This window comes from Succinimonas amylolytica DSM 2873 (assembly GCF_000378405.1).
GTDB lineage: Bacteria > Pseudomonadota > Gammaproteobacteria > Enterobacterales > Succinivibrionaceae > Succinimonas > Succinimonas amylolytica.
Genome location: NZ_KB899636.1, coordinates 228,238 through 240,007, shown reverse-complemented (window position 1 = coordinate 240,007; position 11,770 = coordinate 228,238). Strand labels below are relative to the sequence as shown.

Annotated in this window: 12 protein-coding genes; 5 read left to right on the top strand and 7 right to left on the bottom strand. The window is 46.4% G+C overall.

Annotation, left to right across the window (positions count from 1 at the left end; translation table 11 throughout):
• Positions 1-359 (bottom strand): helix-turn-helix domain-containing protein (locus F557_RS18320; RefSeq protein ID WP_245539374.1); only part of this gene is annotated, 359 nt, incomplete at its 3' end.
• 280 nt (positions 360-639) lie between these two features.
• The gene (locus F557_RS0101095; RefSeq protein WP_019000426.1) at positions 640-993 is read right to left on the bottom strand and encodes an early set domain-containing protein; all 354 of its coding nucleotides are present in this window, start codon (positions 991-993) and stop codon (positions 640-642) included.
• A gap of 684 nt (positions 994-1,677) precedes the next feature.
• Between F557_RS0101095 and rppH the strand changes: the two genes are divergently transcribed.
• The 5 genes from rppH (at position 1,678) to srmB (ending at position 5,591) form a co-directional block, all read left to right on the top strand.
• Positions 1,678-2,253, top strand: a complete 576-nt coding sequence (gene rppH / locus F557_RS18315) for an RNA pyrophosphohydrolase (RefSeq protein WP_044142767.1) — start codon at positions 1,678-1,680, stop codon at positions 2,251-2,253.
• A 53-nt stretch (positions 2,254-2,306) separates the two neighbouring features.
• The gene (locus tag F557_RS0101080) at positions 2,307-3,101 is read left to right on the top strand and encodes a thymidylate synthase (RefSeq protein ID WP_019000423.1); all 795 of its coding nucleotides are present in this window, start codon (positions 2,307-2,309) and stop codon (positions 3,099-3,101) included.
• An 87-nt stretch (positions 3,102-3,188) separates the two neighbouring features.
• Positions 3,189-3,470, top strand: a complete 282-nt coding sequence (locus F557_RS0101075; RefSeq protein WP_019000422.1) for an FAD assembly factor SdhE — start codon at positions 3,189-3,191, stop codon at positions 3,468-3,470.
• A 24-nt stretch (positions 3,471-3,494) separates the two neighbouring features.
• Entirely contained in the window at positions 3,495-4,157 is a 663-nt protein-coding gene (gene coaE, locus F557_RS18310; RefSeq protein WP_169335145.1) for a dephospho-CoA kinase, read from the top strand.
• Between the two features lie 75 nt (positions 4,158-4,232).
• A complete protein-coding gene (gene srmB / locus F557_RS0101065) occupies positions 4,233-5,591 on the top strand; it encodes an ATP-dependent RNA helicase SrmB (protein ID WP_019000420.1) in 1,359 nt (452 codons plus the stop codon).
• Positions 5,592-5,866: 275 nt separating this feature from the next.
• On the opposite strand, the gene F557_RS0101060 is transcribed toward srmB, so the two are convergent.
• The 5 genes from F557_RS0101060 to rsmA form a co-directional block, all read right to left on the bottom strand.
• A complete protein-coding gene (locus tag F557_RS0101060) occupies positions 5,867-6,661 on the bottom strand; it encodes a hypothetical protein (RefSeq protein WP_019000419.1) in 795 nt (264 codons plus the stop codon).
• A gap of 89 nt (positions 6,662-6,750) precedes the next feature.
• Positions 6,751-8,208: a glycogen synthase GlgA gene (gene glgA / locus F557_RS0101055; RefSeq protein WP_019000418.1), complete on the bottom strand. Its 1,458-nt coding sequence runs from the start codon at positions 8,206-8,208 to the stop codon at positions 6,751-6,753.
• A gap of 2 nt (positions 8,209-8,210) precedes the next feature.
• Complete coding sequence (glgC, locus tag F557_RS0101050; protein WP_019000417.1) at positions 8,211-9,428, bottom strand: glucose-1-phosphate adenylyltransferase; 1,218 nt, start codon at positions 9,426-9,428, stop codon at positions 8,211-8,213.
• 43 nt (positions 9,429-9,471) lie between these two features.
• Positions 9,472-10,581 (bottom strand): methyltransferase, encoded by a 1,110-nt coding sequence (locus F557_RS23195; RefSeq protein WP_019000416.1) that lies wholly within the window; start codon positions 10,579-10,581, stop codon positions 9,472-9,474.
• Positions 10,582-10,583: 2 nt separating this feature from the next.
• On the bottom strand, positions 10,584-11,381 hold the full coding sequence (gene rsmA, locus F557_RS0101040; protein WP_019000415.1) for a 16S rRNA (adenine(1518)-N(6)/adenine(1519)-N(6))-dimethyltransferase RsmA: 798 nt from the start codon (positions 11,379-11,381) through the stop codon (positions 10,584-10,586).
• Positions 11,382-11,770: the final 389 nt, after the last annotated feature.

Here is an 11,770-nt window from a genome sequence, read left to right as displayed (position 1 = left end):
TTGCAGAAAATCTGTAACCCTCGTAAATTCGCACTGCCATCATACGATTCCTTAAGTTTTCTCAGCAGAGGTACACAGTGTCCATTCATCTCGAAAAACAGCTCTTTAATTGTTTCTCTGTTGATCTTCAAATAGTTATTAAAACTGTCCTGCACATGTACCTTTGGTTGTTGAATACCATTCATGTATTTACGAACAGATTGCCTTGAAATTCCCAATTTTCTGGCTATATCCCTGATAGACTTTCCTTGTTTAGAAAGTTCATGGATCTGATTTTGAAATATTGAATCAAACATTCTGGAATACCCATTTTCTTTTATAAGATATTCCGACATTTTATGTTTTTTAGATCTTCTCATGACCACTCCATTATCTATTTGTTTCATAATTTATAGGTGGTCAACTTTAATTCGTTTAGGTGGTCAACTTTTACGATCGTTTAACACTCCCATTGAGGGGATTTTGGGCACTATCTGGGATTTTACAAGGGAAACGCGGCGGAAATATATATAGGAAAACCAAAGATTAGAGCCGGCAGCAGTCAGATCGGGCGGCATTTTTGAATATCGTTTTCAGACAACAAAAAAGGAGGTTTTTCAAACCTCCCTTTTCGGTAATGCATTCAGGACTAGGCCTCTGTTACTTGTCTTCCTTTACAACAACTACAGAGTTTTCGCCGCCGAAAGGATTTGCGCAGTACTCATCAGCATTCCAGTCATTGTCGTACTTTTCAGAACCGTCAGCCATAACATAGTGGAATCTGTACTGATAGGAATCCTTAATGTCAGCAACCGGGATTTCAATGGTGGCAGAGAAGCTGCCGGCAGTCTTCTTAGCGGTAGATTTCTTGAGAGCTACCGGATCCCAACCATTAAAATCGCAGAGAAGTTCAATCTTGGCGGCATCCTGAGCTGCGTCCTGGGCAACCTCGAAGGTGATTTTTACAACCTTGCTCTTGGCAGATTTGGCTGGAAACTTAACAGTTGTACTCATTTTTCGTGTTCTCCTTTTGGTTAAACGAGTATGTTCGGATCTTTATAGTAATTTATGATTTTTAATGAATTGATGATTCCGAGCTTCGAACTTATGGTGATTGTATCACAATATCGATAACAGAGAATGCTTAAAAATAGCGTTTACTGTCTTATGCAAAATGATATTGGCCATCATCAATTGTGATCATAATAAAAATATTAAAAATAAAAGTGACCGAAAACGTTATCTTTTCATTTGCCGGATTGATATTTGTTATGAAAACGTTTTTAAGGTACAGTGATAATTGTTGCTCTGCGTCCCGTGTTTATTTTTCTTCTGACATGGAAATAACGGTAGACAGACTGTCGTTTTTTTGTCCGGGCTTATTCAGAAATACGGAAATGTTTCTGGCTTCTAGAAAATGGCTGATAATCTCGGTTATTGTTTTGGTGCTATCATGGATAAAGGAAATTCCGGCAGCCTAGGGCAATATTGGTACGTCTGAAATATTACCCGGTGTTTCCGGAAAGAGATTCTGGCGCCCCGGAAACATTTGTTGAAAATTTGATTGTTGCCGGATCTTTTAGTCAGTATATTCAATATTCTGATGTTGGCCTGACTGCCAGTCAGATATATGAGAATAGCCGAGACTGATCGCTATTAAACCGGATGCGTATTTGTAGAGGACTTATGGAATATCAGCTGATAGACGGAGAGGGGTATCGTCAGAATGTAGGAATAGTAATATTCAATAGCTCGGCGCAGGTCCTCTGGGCCAGACGCATTGGGCAGAATTCCTGGCAGTTTCCCCAGGGGGGGATTAAGCATGGCGAGAACCCCGAAGGAGCTATGTACCGGGAGCTCAGAGAGGAACTGGGACTTACCAGAAATGATGTTACCTATATTCAGTCATCCAGATCCTGGCTTAAATACAATCTTCCCAGCAGAATGGTTCACTGGGATGAAAAGCCGGTATGTGTCGGGCAGAGACAGAAATGGTTCCTGCTGAAAATCAATGAGGGAGCGGACAAAAAAATTGCCTTTCATAAATCTTCGGTTCCGGCGGAATTCGATGACTGGCGCTGGGTATCTCTGTGGTATCCGATAAGACAGGTAGTGTCCTTCAAAAAGGATGTCTACCGAAAAATTCTGAAGGAGTTTTCGCAGGCGATTCTTTTTCCGGAATTTTCAGACTCGCATTCTTCTAAAAGCCGTAGTGTTTCTGACTATTGCCGGGGACGGCGGAGACTAAGCAAGTCTGATTGTTCCTTGCCATGAGATAAATTCCTGCGGCTGGGGTATAATTAGCGGCGTTAGGCTGGAGGGATTTTATGAAGCAGTATCTGGATCTTCTGAAACACATAATGGATAACGGAACCGTGCGTCATGATCGTACCGGGGTCGGTACCAAGTCGGTTTTTGGTTATCAGATGCGGTTTGATCTCAGTCAGGGGTTCCCTCTGGTTACTACCAAGAAATGTCATACCCGGTCGATTTTTTATGAGCTTTTGTGGTTTTTAAAGGGAGACACCAATATCCGGTATCTCCATGATCATAAGGTGACCATCTGGGATGAGTGGGCTGATGCCGAAGGCAATCTGGGACCGGTGTACGGTTATCAGTGGCGCTCCTGGCCCGATTATCATGGCGGGCATATAGATCAGATTTCCAATGTGATCGCCGATATTAAACGCAATCCGGACAGCAGAAGACTTATTGTCAGCGCCTGGAATCCTGCTGATATTCCTGATATGAAGTTGCCGCCATGCCATGCGCTGTTTCAGTTCTATGTTTCTGAAGGCAGACTGAGCTGTCAGCTTTATCAGAGAAGTTGCGACACTTTTTTGGGGCTTCCTTTTAATATTGCCAGCTATTCTCTGCTGCTTTCAATGATTGCTGCACAGTGCGACCTTGAGCCCGGGGAGTTTGTCTGGACTGGCGGTGATGTTCATATTTATCTTAATCATTTTGAACAGGTCAGGCTTCAGCTTTCCAGAACCCCCAGAAAGTTGCCGACTTTGCGTCTGGCGAGAAAGCCGGTATCTGTTTTTGACTATCAGTATGAGGACTTTATTTTGGAGGGATATGATCCTTATCCTCCGATAAAGGCCGAGATTGCAGTCTGAGCTCAGTATCTGCTGTTCCGAAAACACAGCAGCATTGTGCGGATGTTCATTTGGTAACTGTTACAGTATTTGAAAGGCGGGATTTTTATGATAACAGCAGGCAGACTTGATTCCCTGAGATGGCAGTCCAGAAGAGGGATGAAGGAAATAGATCTGATGCTGGAGCCTTTTGTTAACCGGCATATTCCGGAGTTGCCCGATGAAACGGTGGCTCTTTACGAAAAGCTCCTCATGTGTTCTGATTTGGAGCTTGTCCGTTACCTTCTCAGAAACGTGGTTCCCGGGGATCCGGAACTCAGAGAAATCGTGGAGCTGGTTATTTCATGTCATAGGAAGGACTTTCCGGATTCGGCTCAGGGGCTGGAATAGCCCCTTTTCTCTGGTATGCTGTTTATGAAAGGTAGTAAAAAGTGGATTTTAGGACTGACCGGGGGCATTGGAACCGGTAAGTCTACTGTCAGTAATTTTTTCAGAAGCTATGGCTGCACAGTCATCAGTGCAGATACGGTAGCCAGAACGGTGGTAGCTCCAGGAACTCAGGGAATTTCTGATATTGTTGCTACTTTTGGCAGTTCCGTAACCGAAAACGGTGATGGGATAACGCTTGACAGAAGAGCTCTGAGGCAGCTTGTATTCAGCGACGCGGAAAGTCTGGCTCGCCTTAACAGAATCATGTATCCCCTAATTATGGCGGAAATCAAAAAGGAGATACATGCTGCCGACGGAGTTTATACGGTGGTGGAGGCTCCGCTTCTTTTTGAGTATGGATTGGATTCCCTTACCAACCGGATTTTATGCATGATTTCCGATACCGAGACGCAGATACAGCGCACCATGGAGCGTGACGGCTGTTCTCGGATGATAGCAAAAAGCATTGTTGAGAAGCAGATGCCTCAGGACGAAAGAATTCGAAAAAGTGATGATGTTATCAGATCGAATATGCCCAGTCCTGAAGATTTGGAGCCAGTTATAAAAAAGCTGCATCTGAAATATCTCGACATTATTGCCGGAATGTCCGAGGATGAATTTTTTTCAGGAAAATCTGATAGGTCTTAATGACTGTATTTTTCTGCGGGGTACCCGCCATATTGACGTTTCACAGTTTTTTGTTTTGTACAGGATAGGCTTTTTATGGAATTTTGCGAATTCGAACTTGATGAAAAACTTCTCAGAGCAGTAGAGGCGCTGGGGTATAAAAAGCCGACAAAGGTACAGGAATCCGTGATTCCTGAAGCTCTGGACGGACGTGATATTCTTGCGGAGTCCCCCACAGGAACCGGGAAAACCGCAGCATATCTTCTTCCGGCGCTACAGCACCTTATAGATTTTCCGTCAAAAAAACTGGGGCTTGCCCGGGTGCTGGTTCTGGTGCCGACAAGAGAGCTTGCTCTTCAGGTTGCAGAACAGACCCGGCTTCTTGGACAGTTTATGCCGGGGCTTTCTGCGGGAACCCTGATAGGGGGGGTGGATCACGAGGAACAGCTTCCCGTTCTTACCGGAAAAACTGATATTGTAATTGCGACTCCGGGACGTCTTATTGAGTATCTCAGAAAGGAGATGTTCGATATTCGTGCTGTGGAAATTCTGGTTCTGGATGAAGCTGACAGAATGCTGGACATGGGGTTTATCGACAATGTGCGGGAAATTTCCCGGGCTGCGTACCGCAGGGATCAGACATTTTTGTTTTCTGCAACGTTGGAAGGCGGGATATTAACTAAATTTGCTAATACGGTGCTAAAGGATCCCGTGGAGTTTCATGTGGATTCTCCCAGATCTGAACACAAGAAGATTAATCAGTACAATTATCATGCGGATTCTCTCGAGCACAAAATCCAGCTTCTTGAGGCACTGCTTCGGGACAAGTCTGTGGAAAAGTCTTTGGTGTTTGTTAAAACCAGAGAAGGCCTGCAGAATCTGGTATCAAGGCTTGAGAGAGACGGGTTCGTCTTCTCATATCTCAGAGGGGAGATGGATCAGGAAAAGCGTTTGGAGGGTCTTAGGAGATTTTCTGACAACACGGTCAGGATTCTTATCGCTACGGATGTAGCGGCCAGAGGTATAGATATTACCGATATCACCCATGTTATCAACTTTGATCTTCCGAGAACCGCAGATGTTTATGTGCACCGTATCGGACGCACTGCCAGGGCTGGCAGAAAGGGAACGGCCATTAATCTGGTGGAGGCTCATGACGTTCCGATGCTTGAAAAGGTGCAGCGCTATACCGGAGACAGTCAGGATACCAGGGTGATAGAAGGCCTTCGTCCCAAGAACAAAACTCCGGAGTTTTCCCGTAGGAAGAAAAAATCCCGAGAAGGAGCTGGTACTGAAAAGAGAGGCGGAATGGCCGGTGAAAAACCTGAAAGAAAGCCTCACAGCAAGGAACGCCTGAGAGATAAAAAGAACAAGGGAAAACCGGACTTTGCGGCCAAGAGAGCCAAGAAGGCTTTAAGAAAACAGGAATCCGGCGAGGTATCTCCGGAAACTTAATACTTATGGGGCAGGCAGTGTTGCGTGCCCCTTTTTCGTGAGCATATATGCAGGGAACGATACTGTATGCAGGTTCTTGCCTGGCATGTATTCGGCAGTCTTTTCTAGAAAATGAGAACTGCCGTGCTTTGGCCGTCATCAGAAAAAAGGCCACCAGACTCTCATTATTACTTCCCAATAGCCGCTTTTGCTGTTTTTGAAAATAATAAATAAGAAAAGAAGTGTGGCGGAACAAATCCACGGGACGTGCTTTTTTGGAACATGTCGTGCGGAATTTATTCCTGTGGTACGGAATCATCTTCCTTTTCTGCCGGAGCAAAAATCTGATATCCGAGAATACTAAGCGTTATGAGGTAGTGACTCAGAAAAAAAGTCATAACAATGAAGAGGAATCCCCAGGTAAAAATATTTATTGCCAGAGGACTGGTGTTCCCGAAAAGCATAGGAGCTGTTATTACGGCCGATGCCAGCAGGCAATAGATCAGGGCGAGTTCCATAAACCAGTTCATAAGCATGATAATTACCGGAACGACATTTTCCTTAAGAAGAGAGATGGCCTGAAGGCAGGATACAGAGATGCCGTTGTTTTCCCGGTGAGCCAGAAAATTAGCAGAGAACAGTGCAAGTCCCCAGACTCCGCTGAACATGATGGCGATAATGATGTAATAGATGGCGGCGGCATTGCCGGTATTTGGAGCCCCGGTATTCTGCATAAGGTTAATGATACTTCCGAAAATTGCAATCAGCGGAAGGAGACTCATCAAAGCAAAGATCCATACCCTTAACTTCAGTTTGGAATAGACCCAGTTATTAAGTTCCTTCCAGTCTGATTCGCTGTCGCAAATGGCGGAGACTGTTTTGGCCATCACCAGGCTCAGAGACATGGGAACGATGAAAAAAGCCAGAAACGGAATGGCTGCGGAAAGAAGACACAGCATTCCTGCCAAAATGGAGATGGTGAACATTCCCGGAATATTCAGCATCATTGCCAAAGCCTGAAAAGGACTTGCAAATGCTGCCCGGGGTGAGATTCTGCGGGGACCTTCCAGATTGTCAATAAAGTATTTCATATATGCTCCTGCCTTAAAACGACGGTAATTATACACGCTTTGCGGGGAAGGCGGAGCGTAGTGAAAGGATTTGAAAGTGTGTAGTGATGTCAGATTTTCTGAGGAGAATTCAGGGCGCTCCGGTACATGGTTTCATATTCCGAGGCGGATTTATCCCAGCTGTAGCGTATTCTCATGGCATTCTTTCTAATGCGCTGAAATTCCGCCTTGTCCTGAAGATAGAATATCAGCACCCGTCTAAGACAGTTAAGCAGCTCGTAGGACGCCGGTTCTGAAAACACAAAGCCGGTGGCATTGTCGGAATCGTCATCATAGCAGGTCACGGTGTCCTTAAGACCGCCAACAGCCCTGACTATGGGCAAAGTTCCGTAGGCCAGGCTGTACATCTGATTGAGACCGCAGGGTTCAAACAGGGAGGGCATGATGAAAAAGTCTGCTCCGGCTTCTACCAGATGGGCCAGATGATTGTCGTACACACTCTTGAACACGAAACGCTTGGGAAACTCAGTAGTGTAAGGCTTCAGACTTTGTTCCAGGGACGGATCTCCTGTTCCTACGAGGATAAACTGCACTTCGTGTTCCAGAAAATTCTTGAGAATCGGGATAAGCAGGTTTACGCCTTTCTGTTCCGTAAGCCGGCAGACCATCCCGAATACCGGTACATCCTTTACCGGAAGATTGGTGGTTTCCTGTAGCAGGTACTTGCAGAGTTTTTTGTTGTGAATTTTATTTTCGGAAAAGTGGAATGGAATTTCCCGATCATTTGACGGATCCCAGTCGGTATAGTCGCAGCCGTTGACGATGCCGCACAGGTCTGAAATTCTGTCAATGAAATTCTGTGCCATGCCATGCCCGCCCAGGAAAGTTGTCAGCTCCTCCGCATAGCTGGGACTTACGGCATTGATTTTGTTGGAATAAAAGACCCCGCATTTCAGATAATTGATATTACCGTATCCGTGTTCGATGCTGTCATTATGAATATGTGAAAGTTCCGGGATCATCCAAAGCTGGCTGCGGTCGTAAATTCCCTGAAATGAGCCGTTATGCACAGTAAGGACGGTTCTGGTGTTTTTGTAGAATTCGTTGTTCTGATATTTCACTGACAGAATAAGGGGGGTCAGGGAAGTATGCCAGTCGTTGCAGTGGATAATGTCAGGACAGAAGTTCATCGCCAGTACCGCTTCCAGACAGGCAGCTGAAAAAAATGCGAAACGTTCGCCGTTGTCCTGATAGGCGGTATTATTCTCACCGTAGAGGTTGTTGCGGTTGAAGTAGTATTCATAATCCACCAGCCACACCCGAATGCCGTCTATATTGCCTTCGCGGATTTTATAGCTGATGGCGTTCTCCGGTATGCCGTTTTGCATTACCAGCTCTGCCACTACCGGAAAATACCGCCAGCCATTGATTTTGCCGTAGCAGGGCATCATTATCACGACATCGTGCCCCTTCTGCTTTAACGCCATTGGCAGGGCTTTGGCCACATCGGCCAGCCCGCCGGTTTTTGCATAGGGTACTACCTCGGAGGAAAGGTATAATATTTTCATGATCAGAAGCCTATTTTGGCCCCCTTGGGAACGGCAACAATGCCACCATCTGATACGGAAAAGAAATTGCGGTCACGTTCGAAATCTTCCCCGATAACATATCCTGGGGCGATTTCCACATGCTTGTCGATTATTGCGCGGCGGATTCGGCATCCGGCACCGATTTTTACGTCGCCAACTATGACGCATTCCGATATTTCGGCACCTTCCTCAATTACGGAATTAAAGCCGATAACGCTTTTTTCCACCAAGCCTCCGCTAATGTTGCTTCCTGCGGAAATCAGAGACTGTGATATCCGGCATTTATAATTTGGGGTGTCTCTGAAGGCGGCCGGAGGTAACGGCGGATAATGGGTATGGAGCGGCCAGGAAGGATTGTAAAGGTTGAATTTTGGAGGAGATGCTACCAGATCCATATTTGCTTCCCAGAAAGCGTCGAGCGTTCCGACATCTCGCCAGTATCCCGATGATGTTTCGTTGGCAATGACGTTTGTCAGAAAGTCGTAAACATAAACCGGGGCTCTCGGGAACATGTCGGGAATAATGTCGCGGCCGAAATCGTGGGACGAGGTAAAGCTTTCAGCATCCATCTCCAGCTCCCGGTAAAGGGCGGCAGCCTCAAAAATATAATTTCCCATGGATACCAGAGCATGCTCCGGATCGCCGGGAATACATTTTGGATTTTTGGGTTTTTCCTCGAAACCGATCATTTTTCCGTCGGGATTAACTTCGATGACACCGAAGGACCTGGCTGCTTTTATAGGAACCCTGATAGCGGAAACAGTAAGTTCGGCACGTTTTTCCCGATGAAAGGCCAGCATCTGGCGGATATCCATTTTATAGACATGATCGCTGCCGAAGATGCAGACCTGATCCGGTGAACTGCCTTCTACAAAACTGAGATTCTGATAAATGGCATCCGCGGTGCCGTCGTACCAGCGTTTACCCATACGCATCTGGGCTGGAACCGGATCAATGAAACACCCGGGAATGCCGTTCACCGTCCAGCCCTTTTTCATATGCATATAAAGGGACTGACTTTTGAACTGTGTCAGAACAAAGATTCTGATAATGTCGGAATTGACAAAATTATTAAGAACAAAATCGATAAGCCGATAGCTACCGCCAAACGGAACGGCCGGTTTGCTTCTGGTGACCGTAAGCGGCTGCAGTCTTGTGCCTTCGCCCCCGGCCAGAACCATTGCCAGTACTCCCGCCATGATTTGTCTCCCTGACTGCCTGTATAAACAAGATTATAACTTATCATGACAGCGATTTCGTGAAACCATACAGTATTTTGTACTGTGAATTGCGGTTTTTGATACCACTTTTGCAGAATGCCTGGGATAAGTGATTTTCATAGGGTAGAAAGGTGTTTGCCACCATGAGAAAGAAACCGCCTGGCAAAAGATGGCGCGGACAGTCTCTGATAAGATTCAGTACCGGTCCGAATACCTGGCGCTTTCCTACATGAAACGGCGGATTGGAAATAATCAGATCATACCGGGCGGTGTTTTCTAGCATATCCGAGGGGATAACCGTGATTTCGGCATTGTTCAGAATAGCGGTTCTTCTAGTAGCCTCAAGAGCGAAAGCGCTGACGTCCACAGCAGTAATCCGGGCATGAGGCAGGAGTTTTTTCAGGAATACCGCGATTATTCCGGATCCGGTTCCGGCATCCAGAATGCTGTTAATCCGGGAGAGATCCAGATCCTTGAGATTTTCCAGCAAAAAAATGGTTCCCGCATCCGCTCTGTCCATGCTGAATACGCCGGGGATCATGGCCACCTTTAAATCCGTATTTCCGATTTCCGCACGATAGTATTCCGGAGAAGCCTCAGTGCTGAGAGATGCGGAAGAAGCATCGTTGCGGCTGGTGCCGGTAACCAGCAGTCTGAAGAGAGTGCACTTTCTTCCGTAGTCATATTTTTCCGAGGGGCCGGAATTTTTAAGTATGGTCTCCATTCCCCGTACGCCTTCGTCGTTCCCGCCGATAACAAAAACCTCGGAATTCTCAGGAAGAATACTGCACGCTGTGCGGATATAGAAAATATTTTCCTTTTTGTTCTTGCTCATGTAGATAAGGGCTTTCGACGGCCGTGTCACGGGTTTCGGAGCAGTGCCGAATACAAAGGTCTGATTTTTGTTTTGGAATATCAGATCCTGGTTGGAGGTGTTGTCGGAATCAGGAGAAGCAAAATTCGCCGGAACAAGATTACGGAACTGCGCGTAGTCAGTACACCAGACACAGAGACTTCTGGCATTTCTGGCTAGGACAGTGATTTCGCTGTCCGGAAAAAATCCCATGGCCAGGACATCATGATCCTCAAAAATTTCCGGATGCCGTGATAAGAGTTCGCTTTTAAGAGACATTACTATTCCTCCAGAAGATCTGCCAGGGTACAGTAGTCCCTGAGAGAGAGATTTTCCGCCCTTGATGTCAGGGAGATTCCCGAAGCTTCAAGCTGGGTATCATCGAACAGGGGAGCCAGACTGTTGTGAACGGTTTTACGCCGCTGATTGAAGGCTACGGCCAGTACTTTTTCCAAAGCCGCGATGCTGCGGACATTGCATGGTCTTTCCCGGTAGGGTACCAGACGCACTACGGCGCTAGTGACCTTGGGGGCGGGGCGGAATGCTGTGGGCCGGACTTCCATGATGGGAATTACGCGGCAGTAAAACTGAGTGATAACGCTAAGTCGTCCGTAATCCTTTGAATTCGGGGCGGCGGCAAGTCTTTCCACCACTTCTTTCTGAAGCATAAAGTGCATGTCGCGGATTACCTCGCTCTGAGAAAAAAGATGGATAAGAAGAGGTGTGGAAATGTTATAGGGAAGGTTTCCGAAAACCCGTACCGGATTTTCGGGAGTAGCCAGACTCCGGAAATCGAATTTCAGCGCATCGGTTTCAATGATATTCAGCCGGTCACTTAGAAACGGAGTGTGGCGGAGTCTTTCCGCCAGATCCCGGTCAAGCTCAATGCAGTTTAGCCTGGTAACTCTTTCGGCTACAGGCTCGGTAAGCGCTCCAAGTCCGGGGCCGATTTCCAGAATAAAGTCGTCTTTCTGCGGATTTATGGCGTTGACAATATTGTTGATTACTGTGGCATCCTGAAGAAAGTTCTGTCCGAAACGCTTTCTTGCAACATGTCCGAAGGTTACCTTGTCATTCATTGTGTTTCTCCTGAAGATAATACTTGTTAGTCCGGATTCCGGAGGATTCTTGCAGTGCGGGCCTTTTCCGAACGGGGTACAGATTAGCATCTTTTGGCGTTTCACGCTTTGGAAAAAGCCAAAATGAATGTCTTCTCGGCCCAGAGGCTGTATACGTAAACGGTGGGAAAGCCGGAGGCATTATTTCTGAAGCTCGCAGCATACGCAACTTCGATCCCTCGAGTACCATGATATAAGCTTTTTTCTGCTTATGCCTGAATTTGTTGGCTGATATGCAGGCAGACATCTGTTGTTTTGACGTTTGGTCAGGAGATTATAGAGTGAGCAGGCGTTCATGATGGATCGTCAAGTGTTTTCCGGTGATGTTTCTGTCCAGACTTTTGGCACCT